8 protein-coding genes are annotated in these 15,915 nt (G+C 66.5%); 6 read left to right on the top strand and 2 right to left on the bottom strand.

Going from position 1 to position 15,915, the window contains the following annotated elements; translation table 11 throughout:
• Nucleotides 1-114: 114 nt before the first annotated feature.
• Genes GGQ96_RS00560 through GGQ96_RS00545 form a run of 4 tightly spaced genes read left to right on the top strand, consistent with a single transcriptional unit; the run spans nucleotide 115 to nucleotide 6,078 of the window.
• Nucleotides 115-3,555 (top strand): response regulator, encoded by a 3,441-nt coding sequence (locus GGQ96_RS00560; RefSeq protein ID WP_246359986.1) that lies wholly within the window; start codon nucleotides 115-117, stop codon nucleotides 3,553-3,555.
• Nucleotides 3,552-4,391 carry a CheR family methyltransferase gene (locus tag GGQ96_RS00555; protein WP_184110567.1) on the top strand — a complete coding sequence of 280 codons (840 nt, stop codon included), beginning with the start codon at nucleotides 3,552-3,554 and terminating at the stop codon, nucleotides 4,389-4,391. The genes GGQ96_RS00560 and GGQ96_RS00555 overlap by 4 nt, the downstream gene beginning before the upstream one ends.
• Nucleotides 4,388-4,945, top strand: coding sequence for a chemotaxis protein CheB (locus GGQ96_RS00550; protein WP_184110565.1), 558 nt, complete (start codon nucleotides 4,388-4,390; stop codon nucleotides 4,943-4,945). The genes GGQ96_RS00555 and GGQ96_RS00550 overlap by 4 nt, the downstream gene beginning before the upstream one ends.
• Before the next feature lie 17 nt (nucleotides 4,946-4,962).
• On the top strand, nucleotides 4,963-6,078 hold the full coding sequence (locus GGQ96_RS00545; RefSeq protein ID WP_343058877.1) for a hybrid sensor histidine kinase/response regulator: 1,116 nt from the start codon (nucleotides 4,963-4,965) through the stop codon (nucleotides 6,076-6,078).
• A gap of 169 nt (nucleotides 6,079-6,247) precedes the next feature.
• On the opposite strand, the gene GGQ96_RS00540 is transcribed toward GGQ96_RS00545, so the two are convergent.
• Both GGQ96_RS00540 and GGQ96_RS00535 read right to left on the bottom strand, forming a co-directional pair.
• The gene (locus GGQ96_RS00540; RefSeq protein WP_246359985.1) at nucleotides 6,248-9,109 is read right to left on the bottom strand and encodes a TonB-dependent receptor domain-containing protein; all 2,862 of its coding nucleotides are present in this window, start codon (nucleotides 9,107-9,109) and stop codon (nucleotides 6,248-6,250) included.
• A 716-nt stretch (nucleotides 9,110-9,825) separates the two neighbouring features.
• A complete protein-coding gene (locus tag GGQ96_RS00535; protein ID WP_184110562.1) occupies nucleotides 9,826-11,181 on the bottom strand; it encodes a serine hydrolase domain-containing protein in 1,356 nt (451 codons plus the stop codon).
• A gap of 299 nt (nucleotides 11,182-11,480) precedes the next feature.
• Here GGQ96_RS00535 and GGQ96_RS00530 point away from each other — a divergent pair, with 299 nt between their 5' ends.
• Together GGQ96_RS00530 and GGQ96_RS00525 are read left to right on the top strand one after the other, a co-directional pair.
• Nucleotides 11,481-13,232, top strand: coding sequence for an adenylyl cyclase (locus GGQ96_RS00530; RefSeq protein ID WP_246359984.1), 1,752 nt, complete (start codon nucleotides 11,481-11,483; stop codon nucleotides 13,230-13,232).
• Nucleotides 13,233-13,571: 339 nt separating this feature from the next.
• On the top strand, nucleotides 13,572-15,914 hold the full coding sequence (locus GGQ96_RS00525; RefSeq protein ID WP_184110560.1) for a PAS domain-containing sensor histidine kinase: 2,343 nt from the start codon (nucleotides 13,572-13,574) through the stop codon (nucleotides 15,912-15,914).
• Nucleotide 15,915 lies beyond the last annotated feature (1 nt).

Here is a 15,915-nt window from a genome sequence, read left to right as displayed (position 1 = left end):
GCGCGCGGAACACTCGTCGCTGGCCTGTGGGGTGTGGGCTCTTGCTCTCCTTTCGAGGCGCGGTATGCGAAGCGCTAAGTTCAGCGGGGATAATAGTGCATGAAGCGCCGGAACATGTTGGATAGCTCCGGTGGGCGTTCCGCTTGGACGACGATCGGGCTGATCGTCGGTCTGGCGTTCTTCCTGCTGAGCGGAACGCTCGCCTATCGCAACATCGTAGCGCTCAAGGCGAGCGATGCCGCCATCCGGCATAGCCACAAGGTGCTGATCGCGCTCGACGAACTGCTATCCAGCGTGCAGGACGCCGAAACCGGTCAGCGCGGCTACCTGCTCACCGGCATACCAAGCTATCTCGAACCCTATAGCAACGCCACCCAGACGCTCGGCGCCAAGCTGGATCACCTGCGGGATCTGATCAGCGACAACGACGTGCAGCAGGGCAATGTCACGCAGCTCCGGCGTCACGTCGGTGCCAAGCTGGACGAATTGCGTGAGACGATCGATGCGCGCCGGGCGCGGGGGCTGGCTGCGGCGTTGGCAATCGTCGACACGGATCGCGGCAAGATCAGCATGGATGCGATCCGCGCGCAGCTTGCCGCGATGGCGCAGGAGGAAGGTCGCCTTCGCAAGGAGCGCCTCGCCGAGATGGCCATCGCGTCGCGGGCGGCGATCGCCAGCGGTCTGGTTTCCAGCCTGATCGGCGCGGCGCTGACCCTGCTGATCTTCGTCCTTGTCCGCCGCAACCAGCGCGCGCGCGCCCGAGAGGATTGGTTGCAGGACGGCCTGCTTGGCATCTCCGCCGCTGTGCGCGGCGACCGGTCGGTCGAGGAGATCGCCGACGCGGTGCTCGGGTATCTGGCCGACAAGCTCCACTTCCAGGCCGGCGCGTTGTTCAAGGGTGAAGCAGGCGAGTTCCGCCGCGTCGCCACGCTGGGGGTTCCAAATGATGCCGATGTGCCGGCGGGCTTCAACCTTCGCGAAGGGCTCCTCGGCCGCGTGGCGGCCGAGGGCGCCCCGGTTCAGCTCAACGATGTTCCCGACCGGTATCTGAAGATCGGCTCCGCCCTTGGCAGCGACAAGCCCCGTCATTTGCTGATCGTGCCCGCCAAGGCGGACGAGGTCGTCAATGCGGTGCTGGAGCTGGGCTTCTTTGAGGCGACCGAACCGCTGATGGTGGAGCTGCTGGAGCGGGTGTCGCCGGTGATCGGCGTCGCACTGCGATCGGCCCGGTTCCGCAGCCGTCTGCAGGATGCGCTGGAGGAAACGCAGCGCCAGGCCAGCGAGCTGCAGACGCAGAGCGAGGAATTGCAGGTCAACAACGAGGAACTGGAGGAGCAGGGTCGATCGCTGCGCGAATCCCAGGCGATGCTGGAACAGCAGCAAGTCGAGCTCGAGCAGACGAACAGCCAGCTGGAGGAACAGGCCCGCGCGCTCGAGACCCAGCGCGACGAACTGGAACGCGGCGGCGCGGCGCTGCTGGCGAAGACGCGCGAGTTGGAACAGGCTAGCCAGTACAAGAGCGACTTCCTGGCCAATATGAGTCACGAGCTTCGTACGCCGCTCAATTCGTTACTGATCCTCGCCAAGCTGCTGGGAGACGATGGGCCTGGCACCCTTACCGCCGAACAGGTGAAGTTCGCGCGCACGATCGAAGCATCCGGCAACGACCTGCTCACGCTGATCAACGACATTCTCGACCTGTCGAAGATCGAGGCGGGCCATGTCGACATCCGCCCCGAGCCGGTCAGCCTGATCAGGATCGGCAACGACCTGGGCCAGATTTTCCAGCCTGTGGCCAAGCAGCGCGGGCTCGATCTCGCGATCGCGCTCGACGAGGAAGCCCCGCGCAGCATCGAGACCGATCGGATGCGGCTGGAGCAAATCCTCAAGAACCTGCTCTCGAACGCGCTCAAGTTCACCGAGAAGGGGTCGGTGCGGCTTGATGTCCGGGCCGCCGGAGACCGGATCGCGTTCGTGGTCCGCGACACGGGCATCGGCATCTCGCCCGAGAAACAGCGCATGATCTTCGAGGCGTTCCACCAGGCCGACGGAACGATCAGCCGCCGCTATGGTGGCACCGGTCTCGGCCTGTCCATCTCGCGCGAGCTCGCCCGGTTGCTGGGCGGCGGCATCACGCTGCAGAGCCGACCCGGGGAAGGCAGCATCTTCACCCTCTCGCTGCCTACGAGCTACGACCCGGCGATGGTGGCGGCCCGCGCGCAGCCCCTGACGCCCGTCCCGCAAGCCGATCCCGCGACGCCATTGGCGCAGCCCGCGCCGGCTGCCGCCGCTCCGGCGCCGCGCCGATCCTCTGCGGCGGCCAACTGGGCGTTGGAAGATGACCGCGACTCGCTGATCTCCGGCGGTCGCCATTTGCTGGTGATCGAGGACGATCCGGTCTTCGCCTCAATCGTCTGCGACCTGTCGCGGGAACTGGGCTTCCAGTGCCTCGTCGCCGGCACCGCCGACGAGGCGGTTCACCTCGCGCAGACCTACCGTCCCAGTGCCGTGGTGCTCGATCTCGGCTTGCCCGACCAGTCGGGGTTGATCGTGCTCGACCGGCTGAAGCAGGAGGACGCCACCCGGCACATTCCGATCCACGTCATCTCGGCGGCCGACCAGAGCCAGACGGCCCTGTCGCTGGGGGCGGTCGGATATCACATCAAGCCGATCAAGCGTGATCTGCTCGCCGAGGTACTGAAGAACCTCCAGGAGCGCACCGCGAGCCGGATGCGCCGCGTGCTGATCGTCGAGGACGACCCTGTGCAGCGAGAGGCCGTCGCCCGCCTCCTCCAGAAGGACGATGTCGAGACGGTCGGCGTCAGCACCGCCGCCGAGTGCCTGGACAAGCTGCGCGCGCAGACATTCGACTGCATGGTGCTCGACCTGTCGCTCCCCGATGCGTCGGGCTATTCGCTGCTGGAGACGCTCAGCCAGGAGGATGGCGCACACAGCTTCCCGCCGGTGATCGTCTATACCGGCCACGACCTCAGCGCCGATGACGAGCAGAGGCTGCGCCGCTATTCGAGCTCGATCATCATCAAGGGCGCGAAATCGCCCGAGCGGTTGCTGGACGAGGTGTCGCTGTTTCTTCATCAGATTGTGTCCGAGCTGCCGAGCGAGCAGCAGGAGATGATCCAGGCCGCCAGGCGTCGCGATGCCGTGCTCGAAGGACGGCGCGTGTTGATCGTTGAGGACGACGTCCGTAATGTCTATTCCCTGACCAGCGTGCTGGAGCCACGCGGCGTGATCGTCCGCATCGCCCGCAACGGCCAGGAGGCGCTGGATGCGCTGGCCAAGGCCGCGGCAAACGCCGAACCCGCGATCGACCTCGCGCTGATGGACGTGATGATGCCGGTGATGGACGGCCTGACCGCCACCCGCGAGATCCGCAGGGATCCGCGTTGGGCCAAGTTGCCGATCATCATGCTGACCGCCAAGGCGATGCCGGACGATCAGGAACGCTGCCTGGAGGCGGGAGCGAGCGATTACATGGCCAAGCCGATCGACGTGGACAAGCTGTTGTCGCTGGTGCGCGTGTGGATGCCGCGATGATCGACGAGGTCGCACCATCCGATATCGACGATATCGAAATCGAGCTCCTGCTCGAGGCATTGTACCGGCGGTACCATTATGACTTTCGCCATTATGCCCGTGCCTCGATCAAGCGGCGGCTGATCCAGGCGCGGGGGCGACTGGGCGTGGCCAGTTTCTCCGCGTTGCAGGAGCAACTGCTGCGCGACCCGGCCATGCTGGCGAAGCTGCTGAACTACCTGACCGTCCAGGTCAGCGAGATGTTCCGTGATCCGAGCTATTTCCGTGCGCTGCGCGAGCGGGTGATTCCTCATCTGCGCACCTATCCCTCGCTCAAGGTCTGGGTGGCGGGCTGTAGCAATGGCGAGGAGGTCTATTCGCTCAGCATCCTGTTCCGCGAAGAGGGGCTGGACCAGCGCACCCTGTTCTACGCGACCGATATCAATCCCAAGGCGCTCAAAGCTGCGGAGGCGGGCGTCTATCAGCTCGATCAGATCCGCAAGTTCACCGAGAACCACCAGAAATCCGGCGCGCGTACCTCACTGTCGGACTATTATGTCGCCGATTACGACCGGGCGATCTTCGACAGCAGCCTCCGCGCCAATGTCGTCTTTTCCGACCACAGCCTGGCTACGGACTCCGCATTTGCAGAAATGCACCTGATTTCGTGCCGCAATGTGTTGATCTACTTCGACCGCGACTTGCAGGAGCGAGCGGTTGGCCTTTTCGAGGAGTCGCTGGTTCGGCGGGGATTCCTGGGTCTCGGGCACAAGGAAAGCCTGCGCTTCTCCGACCATGTCGCCGGCTTTGCCAACTTCAGTCGCGAAGAGAAGATCTACCAGCGGCGGGAGCGATGAGCGGGATGATCGTCATCGGTGCCTCCGCCGGCGGCGTTCAGGCGCTGCTCACGCTGCTGCCTGCTTTGCCGGCGCAGTTTCCCCGGCCCATCCTGATCGTCCTGCACGTGCCGCCCGATCGCGACCACGGATTGGTGACCCTGTTCCGGGCGCGGTGCGCGATGCACGTGTGCGAAGCCGAGGATAAGCAAGCGCCGGTCCCCGGCACCATCTATTTCGCGCCAGCCAATTATCACCTGCTCGTCGAGTCCGGTGGCAGCATGGCGCTGTCGGCCGACGATCCGGTCAACCACAGCCGCCCGTCGATCGACCTGTTGTTTGAGACCGCAGCCGACGCCATGCGGAGCCGTCTGATCGCTGTCTTGCTGACCGGGGCCAACGCGGACGGTGCCATGGGACTACGCGCCGTGGCCCGAGCCGGCGGCACTGCGATCGTCGAAGATCCGGATACCGCGCAGGTGCGCGCCATGCCGGCCGCCGGCCTCGCGCTTTGCCCCGATGCTGTTCGCTTGGTAATCAATACCATAGCCCCGTACCTCCTGCGATTGGCCTGAGCCGAATGTCTGCACCAGTGAAGTTCCTGCTCGTCGATGATCTCGACGAAAATCTGCTGGCGCTGGAAGCGCTGCTGCGACGCGACGGGCTGGAATGCTTGAAGGCGCGGTCGGGGGACGAGGCGCTCGAATTGCTGCTGGTGCATGAGGTCGCCCTGGCGCTGCTCGATGTGCAGATGCCCGGCATGGACGGGTTCGAGCTTGCCGAGTTCCTGCGCGGCAACGAGCGCACGCGTCACGTGCCGATCATCTTCCTCACGGCCGGCAGTGCGGACGCGCAGCGTCGCTTCCGCGGCTATGAGGCCGGCGCGGTGGATTTCCTCCAGAAGCCGATCGACGCCGGCGTTCTGCGATCGAAGAGCGAGGTCTTCTTCAATCTGTATGAGCAGCGACGCCAGATCATGGAGCAGCGTGACGCGCTCGAGCGGATGACGCGCAGCCTCCAGCTCGCCGATCGGCGCAAGAACGCGTTTCTCGGCATGGTCGGGCATGAGCTGCGCAATCCGATCGCGGCGCTCGGTGCTGGCGTGCACCTGCTCGGACGCAGCCGCTCTGACGAGGCGATGGAGCAAGTCCGTGACCAGATGGGGCGACAGGTCGCTCACATGACCCGGCTCATCGAGGACCTGCTCGACGTGGCCCGGATCGATCAGGGGAAGATCGTGCTTCGGACCGGGCGGATGCTGCTCGCCGACGCCGTCGCGCTGGCGGTGGAGATCACCCGGCCCCAGATCGACGCACGCGAGCACCGCCTGACGATCGATTTGCCGGAGGCACCGATCTGGCTCGATGCCGACCATGCGCGCATCGCCCAGATCCTGAGCAACCTGCTGGCCAATGCCGCCCGGTACACCGAGCCCGGCGGCGCCATCTCCCTCACCGCGCAACGCACCGGCACTCAGGTCGCGATTGAGGTCACCGATACCGGGGTTGGTATCCCGCAGGACATGCAGTCGCAGGTCTTTGATCTGTTTGCGCAGGTGGACCGCGGCCATGGGCCAGCGGATGGACTCGGTATCGGGCTGGCGCTGGTCCGGCAACTCGTGGCGCTGCACGGCGGCGGCATCCAGCTCAAGGAAAGTACGGTCGGGCAGGGCTCCACCTTCCTGGTCCGGCTACCCTGCATCGACTGACCGGCTCGCCGGAGCACATGCCATTGGCACGTCGGCGCGCCGGATTGCGCGGTCCCGTGCCGCTAGACGCCCTGAGCCCCATCACGGTCATCTCGGTGGAAAAAACGTTCCTCCCGCCGACATGGTGCCGGTCCCCGCAGATCGACCTGGGCCATCTGCGGGGCGTCCGTCAGAAGCCGTAGGACAGCCGAAGATAGCCGAACCGGCCCGGGATGTCGTACGTCGTTGGATCGTAATTGTTGAGGCTGCAGCTGAAGCAGGCGGGTGGATCCTTGTCGAAGACGTTGTTGACGCCAAGCGTCAGCGCCAGCTTCGACTCCAGCCAAGCGGGGCGGAACTGGAGCTGGACGTCGCCATAGAAGCGGCTCTTCAGCGCGTTGTCGGCCGCGATCTCCTGCACATTGTCTATATAGCGCCCGGTGACGCTGGCCGTGACGGGGCCGACGGACCAGTCGATCGTGCCCAGCCCCTTGAAGTGCGGGTAGGTCTGGTCGGGCGAGCCGCGTTCGGTGCCGACATAGTCGGTCGACACGAAGCCGGTGGTCGCGGGCGTCCGCTCGCTATATTTCAGCAGGTAATTGCCCGACACATACAGGCCGAAGCGGCCCGCGCCGGTCTCGCCGGAGCGGATCGTCAGGGTGGCGTCGACGCCCTTGGTGCGGATGCCGCCGGTGTTGAGCAGCAAACCGTTGATCGCGGTCACGATGCCGCTCGGCGCCCGGCGTACCGCGGCGCAGCTCAGGGCGTCGCCGGTCTGCGCGCACCGGCTGAGCAGGACCTGCGCCGGGATCGAGGCGATCGCGCCGTTCACCTTGATGTCGTAGTAGTTCACCTCAAGGCTGAGCGCCGACAATCCGCCGCCGCGCGCCCAGCGCGGGCTATAGGCGCCGCCGAACACCAGGGTGCGCGCCGTCTCCGGTTGCAGCTCGCGGTTGCCGCCGGTCAACACCGGCAACTGGCCCGAAGGTTCGGCATAGCTGCCGTTGGCGGGAACGCCATTGGCGATGCAGTTGGCCCGGACGGTCGCGTTCGACTGAAAGAGGCCGCCGCTCGCGCTGGTGCAGGGGTCGTCGATCGAGGCGTCGAACCGGGACTGCGCGCCGAACAACTCGCCGATCGACGGCGCGCGCAGCGATTCCGCATATTGGCCGCGCAGCAGCAGGTCGCTGACCGGTTTCCACAGACCGCCACCGCTGAACGTCGTGTTGCCGCCGAAGGTCGAGTAATTCGAGTGGCGGACCGCGCCGTTCAGCTCCAGCGACTGGATGCCGGGAATGTCGCGGAGCAGCGGCAAGCGGATTTCGCCATAGACCTCGTCGACATTGAAACGGCCGCTGGCGGCCTGTGCCGGAATGTCGGCGCCCAGCCCGGCCTGGATGACCGGGTCGGGCGTGAAGCTGCCGAACTGGTAGCGATGCTCATAACCGATTGCGATACCGACCGGACCGCCGGGCAGGTCGAACACTTCGCCGGACAGGTTGGCGGTATAGTCGTTCAGCACCTGGCGGCTGCGGTCGCGCTCGTCGAAGCCGATATAGGCGAGCATTGCCGGGGTGACCGAACCGACGCCGCCGAAGAAGTTGAACGGCACGCACGCGCCGGTGCACTGGCTGATCGGCCCGATCGCTTGGGCCAGTCGCGCCGCGTTGATGTTGCCGGTGAACAACTGCTTGGCATCGTTATAGCCGATCACCGCATTGGCGTCCCAATACCAGTTGCGGCCGAACATCTGGAACTTGCCGTCGAGCGTGCCGGTCAGCGACATGGTGTCGACCTGCTGGCTGTAGGTGCGCTGCCCCGCTTCGACCAGGCGTCGGAAGATGGCGGTGTAGTTCTGTCCCGGCGTCAACGTCACGCCGAACGGGTTGTAGGGATTGGTGGCATCCACCGACAGCGTGTCGAGCAGATTGCCGTTGCCGACATCCGGACCGATGCCCAGCGGCAGGAACGCGGCCTGGTTCTGCGAATTGCGACGATTATAGACCGCCTTCACGCGCAGGTTCAGCGCGTCGGAGAATTCGGCGCGGGTGTTAACGAAGCCGCCATAGCGTTCGACCGGCGTCAGGAAATAGTTGAACGGGGCGAAATTATAGCGGTCGGCCGCCGTGAACGCCTTGAAATCGCCTGTCGCCAGGGTGGGATCATAGACCGGCCGACCATTGGCCACCGGTCCGCGCAGGGTCAGGTTCTGGCCGTTGACCAGGAAGCGGCCGAGCGGCGTGAAGCTGGAGCATCCACCGATCGGGTCGGCGCAACTGGTCTGGCCCGGATTGGGAAATTGCGAGATCGTGCGGTCGGCCGCGCTCACCGCACCCTGCTTGGTGTAATATCCGCCCGCGACGACATGGACCCCCTGGCTGCCGATGCCGTAGCTGAGCTGATAGTCCTGGGTTTTGCCGTCGCCGTCACCCAGATACTCGCCATATTGCGCCGAGCCCTTGAAGCCCTTCTGGTTCTGCTTGGTGATGATGTTCACCACGCCGGCGATCGCGTCCGACCCATATTGCGGCGACGCCCCGGATTGCAGCACCTCGATCCGCTCGATCATCGACGTAGGGATGGAGTTCAGGTCGACGGTCGACGGTATGCCACTGGCGGATGCGCCGTTGACGAAGCGGAGGCCGTCGACCAGCACCAGCGTACGCTTTGCGCCGAGATAGCGCAGGTCCAGCACGGCCGATCCCGCACCGACGCCGCCCCCGTCCGGCGGATTGCCGAAGTTGCCGGAGCTGTTGAACTTGGAGTTGAGCCCGCCCGACGAGGCAGGCAGGCGTTGCAGCACATCGGCGATCGACGAAAGGCCGGTCCGCGCGATGGCGGCGTCGTCGACGGTGGTGATGGGCGACGGCTGGTCGAGGGGATCGCGACGGATCCGCGACCCGGTGACGACGATGTCGTCGACCGGCGCATCGGTCGTGGCCGCGGCGGTGGGCGATTGCGGATCGGTGGCCAACTGAGCGGCGGCTCCGGTCGCGGCGAACAGAAGCCCGGCGCCCAGCGCCAGATTCGACGACCATATCATCCAGGACATACGGCGCATCATTTCCCCCTGTGACGTGCCGCTTCGCGGCGTTGCACAATTGTTACGGCGGGGTTGGCGTCCTTGACCATATGGAACAAAGGTCTGATCTTCGAAGAAAAAATATTGTCGTTCCGCTGTTGCGTCTATGTCACATCTATCGTGCGGTGCCAGCGCGACCGGCTCGGAAAGACGTCGACCGGGCGCTCCGGACCGGATCAGCGAGCGGGAACGGTCGTTCCCTCCAGCGCGGGCCGGTCGAGCTCTATCCAGCCGTACGGGTCTTTCGTCGCGGATCGATCATCGTCCAGCCTCGGTGCTACCGCGCATGTGGCCAACCAAGCGTGCGTAGCGTTGAACCCATGGGGACCGGGTGGGGAGCTGCCATTGCAGCCTCTCGTCCGGACGGATGCTTCAACGTTCCGGAACGGGCGGACGCTCCGCGGTGACCGTCGACGCGCGGATATGTGAACGTTCCGGGACGGAAAAGGGGAGGGCGGGCGAATGGTGTGATGCGGGTCTCGTGGCCGCCGCCGCCTCGCTTTCCGCTAGGCGCTATGACACCGCGCCGGCCGCCGCGGGCAGGGCAGTGGCGAGGTCGAGATCACCCTGCTGGCGGGCCGCAGCAGGACCGTCCTGGCCGTATTGTCCGAGGCGGCGTTCGCGGATCAACAGCGCGCCGGATCATGGGCCGGCATCGCTATGATCCCGCTCGACCGGATCATAGCCTAGGGCAGCGCCGCGGCGACATCGGCGGCGAAGCGCGCGATGTCGAAACGGGCCACGCCGGGATCCTCGCCGCGCCGGACGATCACCAGATGCCGCGCAGGAATGACCATCACATATTGCCCACGATTGCCCTGGGCGGCGAAACTGCCGACCGGCAGCCCCTGTTCCGGGCCGAACAGCCACATCGTCGCGCCATAGCCGGGCCCGCTTGGCGGTTGCGGTCCGCTGGGCGTCGTCATGGTGCGCATCCAGCCTGCCGGCAAAAGGCGTCGGCCCGACCAGACCCCGTCCTGGGACCAGAACAGCCCGAGCCGTGCGAGATCGCGGGCGGTCGACCACACCTGGCTGGAGAGGACGTAGTTGCCGCGCCAGTCCGTCTCGGCGACCGTATGCGCCATGCCGAGCGTGCCGAACAATTCGTTCGGCCATGTGCGATACCGGTCTTCGCCGATCCGCTGGCGCGTGGCGTAGACCGCCAGGAGGATGTCGTTGTTGGCATAGCGGAAGCGCGTGCCAGGCCGCGCCTCCAGGGGCCAGGAGACCGCCTGCTCGTCCACGGCGGTGCCGCCGAAATAGATCGCGTCGGTGCGGTTGCCGGCGGTGTCGCTGTGCAGGCCCGACGCCATGCGCAGAAGGCTGTCGAGCGTGATCGATCGCCGCGGATCATCGGCGCTCCACTGCGGCACGGCGGCGGGTGACTGGAGCGCGCCGGCATCGGCCAGGCCGATCAGCGTTCCGGCGATCGACTTGCCGACCGACCAGGTCCGATTCGACACATAGGGTCCGAAGCCGCTGCCATAACGTTCGGCGACGACCGTGCCGTCCTTCACGACGATCACGCCCACCGTCTTGGCGCCGGCGCCATAGCCATCGGCGAACGCCTTGCCGACCACTGCGGTCAGTCGCGCGGAAGGGCGCGCGGCGATCCCGGCATCGCCCTGCGGCCACGGCCGGGGGTCCGCGCCCGCAATCGGCGGGAGGGCCGCCGATCCGCCGCCTGCCGGTGCCGTGCTGCCGATCGGCAGCGTCATGCAGCCGCGACCGTCACGCCACACCGCGTATCGCGGCGGCAGCGCGCGATCGAAGGTGACGGCGACGGATCGGCGCGGGCGGTCGACCCGCGCGATCAGCGTGGGCACGATCTTGTCGTATTCGGGATAGATGCCGGTCAGTTCGTCGGCATCGATCTGCGCCGGGGTTCGCCCGGCGTTGAATAGGCCCGAGCAGTAGAGTGCCGCCTTGTAGCCCGCCGCCACGGCGCGCGGATAGGCGCCGGCGGAAGGCTGGGCGACGATCTGTGCGGTCGCGGGCACCGACAGGAGGAGGGCGAGGACGGCTGAGCTTGATATCCGCATCGCGGCATCATTCCATCCCGGCCACGGTACGGCAATCCACTTATCTGGCTGGTTGTCCAGCCACTTGTCGGGCCAGGCGTCTCGCGTGCACCGATCGGCCTCTCGCCCGGCGGGGATGCCCGTCACCGTCTCCGCGACGTCACGGCTGCGCTTCGATTTTCCATGCATGCGCCTGGGAACAGGGGCATGTATGCGCGCGCCCGTCATGCGTTCGCATTCTCCGCCGGAGAATGGTCGTGGCGATCGGGCCAGGACAAGGAGGACCATCGATGCGGCGGCGCGACGCAGGAGAGGCCGGGATGAAGACGACGACGCGTCGCGGGATGGTCGCCGGCATGGCCGCGATCGGGATCGGTGCGGTCGCCCGATCGACGCCGGTCGCAGCCGGCCGCGATCCCGATCTGGGGCCCAACGTCCTCGTCGTCGATCCCGGCGCGCCGGGTGCGCAGGCGATCATCGCCCGCTGGTTCAAGGAGCAGGAACGCGCGCATTTCACCGACAGGCGCCGTGCGATCCTGCTCAAGCCAGGCAACCATCGACTCGACATCAATGTCGGCTTCTTCACCCAGGTCGCGGGGATGGGCGCCAGGCCGGGCGACGTGACCGTGACCGGCCATGTCCATGCCGAGGCGGATTGGGCGAACGGCATGGCCCTGGTCAATTTCTGGCGCGGCGCGGAGAACCTGACGATACGCCCGCCCGATGGCGCTGATCGCTGGGCCGTGTCGCAAGCGGCTCCGTATCGCCGTATCCACCTGGCTGGCGACCTGGCGCTGGACGATGGCGGCTGGTCGAGCGGCGGCTTCATGGCGGACTGCCGGGTCGACGGCACGATCCGGTCCGGCACGCAGCAGCAATGGTTCACCCGCAACAGCCATATGGGTGGCTGGGAAGGATCGAACTGGAACATGATGTTCATGGGCGTCGCGGGCGCCCCCGCGTCGCGCTTCCCGACACCGCCCTATACGACGCTGGGGACCGTTCCGGTGATCCGCGAGAAGCCGTTCCTGTGCGTCGGGCCGGGGGGCGCATGGACCATCTTCGTCCCCGCGCTGCGGCGCGACGTGGCGGGCGTGTCGTGGGACCAGCCCCCTGCCGGACGCCACCTGCCCCTCAACGAGGTGCTGATCGCCGATCCGACGACGCCGGTCGCGACGATCAATCGCGCGCTCGCGGCCGGCCGACATCTCCTGCTTACGCCGGGCATATACCGGCTGCGCGAGCCGCTACGGGTGCTGCGGGCCGATACGGTTGTGCTTGGCCTGGGACTGGCGACCTTGCTGGCCGAGGGCGGATCGGCGGCGCTGACGATCGCCGACGTGCCCGGGGTGACGATCGCCGGACTGCTGATCGATGCGGGGCCGCAGGCCTCGCCGATGCTGGCGCAGGTCGGGCCACGCGGTGCGGATGGCGATCATCGGGCCAATCCGACGCTGCTCGCCGACCTCTTCTTCCGCGTCGGCGGGGCAGCCATAGGGAATGCCGCAACCTGCCTGGAGATCAACAGCCACCACGTCATCGGCGACCACCTCTGGATTTGGCGCGCCGACCATGGCGATCGCGACAGCGGCCGGGTCCATGTCGGCTGGGACGAGAGCCGGGCGACCCACGGCCTGGTCGTCAATGGCGACCACCTCACCTGCTACGGCCTGTTCGTCGAGCATTTCCAGGGTTGGCAGACGCTATGGAACGGCGAGGATGGGCGGACCTTCTTCTATCAGAACGAACTGCCGTACGATCCGCCCAGCCAGCGTGCCTGGCGGGCGGACTCGCCGCGCGGATGGGCGGCCTATAAGGTCGCCGATCACGTCTGCCGGCACGAAGCGGTGGGCGTGGGGGTCTATGCCAATTTCACCGCCGATCCGTCGATCGTGCTTGCCAGCGCGGTGGAGGTGCCCGACACGCCGGGCGTGCGCATATCCCATGTGACCACGATCTCGCTGGGCGGCGGCAAGGGGACGATCGCGCATCCGGTCAACGAAGCGGGAGACGCCGCCCGGCCGGGCAGCATCCGCCAGACGCTGACCCGATATGCCGGTCGCGGGACGTAGGGCCGGTCGGGCTCGCCAGCCGTTCGTCCGAAGGGCGGTGATGGCCGGCGGCCCGATGACCGGATCGCGCCGGGGCTGGCCGGGGCGAGGGCGCCGTGACCCCGGCGCATCGCGAGCCGGCGCGTCCGGTCGCGTCTATTCTCGTTTGGATTCATGATCTTCTGGGTATTCCGCAGGGTTTCGAGCGGTTCTAGGATGCGGCAATGACCAGCACCGTCATTCCAGTCCCCCCCCGCGAAGGTCGATGACGTCCTGATCACGGCCGAACTGGCGAACCGACCCGCCCGCGCGAAAAACCATGAAAGAGAGAGCCACGCGCTCGGACTTCTGGCCCAGGAAATGGCGACCAATCCCGCCGGGGTGCTGCAGAAATGCGCCGAGCTGGCCATGGAGTTGTGTCATGCGGAGTCCGCTGGCATCAGCATCCTGGAGCCCCAGGGGGCAACCGACGAGCTCCGCTGGCACGCCGCCGCCGGCGCGTTTGCGCCGCACCTTCATGGCACCGTGCCCACCGAGGCGAGCCCGTGCGGGACAGTGATCGAACGGGACTGCGTCCTGTTGTTCAAGGAAGCGGAGCGGTTCTTTCCCGCTCTCCGCAGCGTCGAGCCACGCATCTACGAGAACCTGCTCGCGCCCTGGCATGTGAAGGGCAAGGCCGCCGGGACGCTCTGGGCAGTCAAGCACACGCCCGAGGGGCGGTTCGATGCCGAAGATGCGCGTGTCCTGCAGAGCCTGGCCCGGTTTTCCGCGGCCGCGTACCAGATGATCTCGGCCCTCGACGAAGCCGCCGCCGAACGGTCGTCGCTCGGCGAGAGCGAGGAGAGGTTTCGTTCGCTGTTCGAAGAGATGGACGAGGGGTTCGCGCTTTGCGAACTCGTGCGAGACGCGGTCGGACATGCGGTGGATTTTCGCTATGTCGAAGTGAATCCGGCCGTGGTGCGGCACGCTGGCATCAAGCCCGAGACATTGCGAGGACGGCTTGCCAAGGAAGTGTTCCCCAACCGCAGCGCCTGGTACGTCGAGACCTATGCACGCGTCGTCGAGAGCGGGCAGTCGGTCGTCGAGGAACATTATTTCTCCCATGTCGACCGCTGGCTCCGCATCAACGCCTTTCCGCGCGGCGGGGACCGTTTTGCCGTACTCTACAGTGATATAAGCGAGCGCAAGCGCACGGACGCGGAGCTCCAGGCCAGCGAGGAGCGGCAGGCATTTCTGCTCCGCTTCACCGACGCGGTGCGTTCGGAGCGGACGGAAGCGGCGCTCATCGCCCGCGCCGTCCAAATGCTTGCCGACGAGTTGCGGGTCGACCGGGCCTATGCGACCAGGCACAATCCGGCCGCCGATCTGACCAACGTCGTCTATGAGGTACGCGCGCCCGGATTGACGCCGCTGCCGACCACGCTCCGCTTTTCGGATTTTCCGGAAGCTGGGCGGCAGACCTTCGAGAGGACCTTGGTCTTCGAGGACACGGCGCGTGACGCCGTCCTCACCGACGCCGACAAGGTCGCCCTCGCCTCCATGGGGGTGGGTGCGCTATTGTCGCGGCCGTTGCGTCGGGACGGCAATCCGCTCTTCGCGCTCGGCGTCGTCAGCACCCTACCGCGTGGCTGGACGCATGCCGAGATAGCCCTGGTCGAAGACGTGACGGAACGGACCTGGGAAGCGGCGGAGCGGCTGCGTGGCGAAACGGCGTTGCGCGATAGCGAGGAACGCCAGAGAGCGTTGATCGAAGGCGTGCCGCAATTGGTATGGCGGGCCAGCCAAACCGGCCAGTGGACCTGGGCAAGCCCGCAATGGACCGAGTTCACCGGCCAGAGCGAAAAGGATAGTCGCGGCTGGGGCTGGCTCGAATGCATCCATCGAGACGACCGCGACGCGGCTCGGGCAGCATGGTCACAGGCTTTGAACCAGGGACGTTTCGAGGCGGACTATCGCATCGCCGCGCATCAGCCGGGTCAGTACCGGTGGTTCCAGACGCGGGCGACCCCGATCCGCGACGGGGCGGGCGGGATCATAGAATGGCTCGGCACCTCGACGGACGTGGACGATCTGCGCAGCCTTCAGGAGCGTCAACAGGTGCTCGTCGCCGAACTCCAGCACCGAACGCGCAACATCATGGGCGTGGTCCGCTCCATGGCCGACAAGACGGCGCGGACCAGCGTCGACCTTTCCGACTTCCGCGACCGGCTGCAGGCGCTGTCGCGTGTGCAGGGCCTCTTGTCCCGGTTGAACGAGCATGACCGGGTCACCTTTGACGAATTGGTCGAGACTGAATTGGCCGCCATGGGCAATGGTGGCAATCGGGTCCGTCTGGAGGGGCCGAAAGGCGTGCGCCTTCGCTCCTCCATGGTGCAGACGCTCGCGATGGCGCTGCACGAATTGGCCACGAACGCGGTCAAATACGGGGCGCTGGGGCAGGCTGACGGGCGACTGGCGGTGACCTGGCGTCTCGTGTCGGATGAAGACGCTGGCGGCCCCCGTCTTCATGTCGACTGGCGGGAGAGCGGCGTGGCGATGCCTCCGTTCGGATCCCGGCCCAGCGGCAGCGGCCAGGGCCGCGAATTGATCGAGAAGGCCCTGCCTTATCAATTGGGTGCCCAGACCCGCTACGTGCTCGGACCGGACGGTGTCCATTGCACCATTTCCATTCCCGTCTCTGCTGCGCCTGCTGAAGGGGTTTGAT

The organism is Sphingomonas abaci, from assembly GCF_014199625.1.
In the GTDB taxonomy this organism is placed as follows: Bacteria; Pseudomonadota; Alphaproteobacteria; order Sphingomonadales; family Sphingomonadaceae; genus Sphingomonas; species Sphingomonas abaci.
Note: the sequence above shows the minus strand (reverse complement) of the source record. Positions and strands in the feature narration are given on the sequence as shown.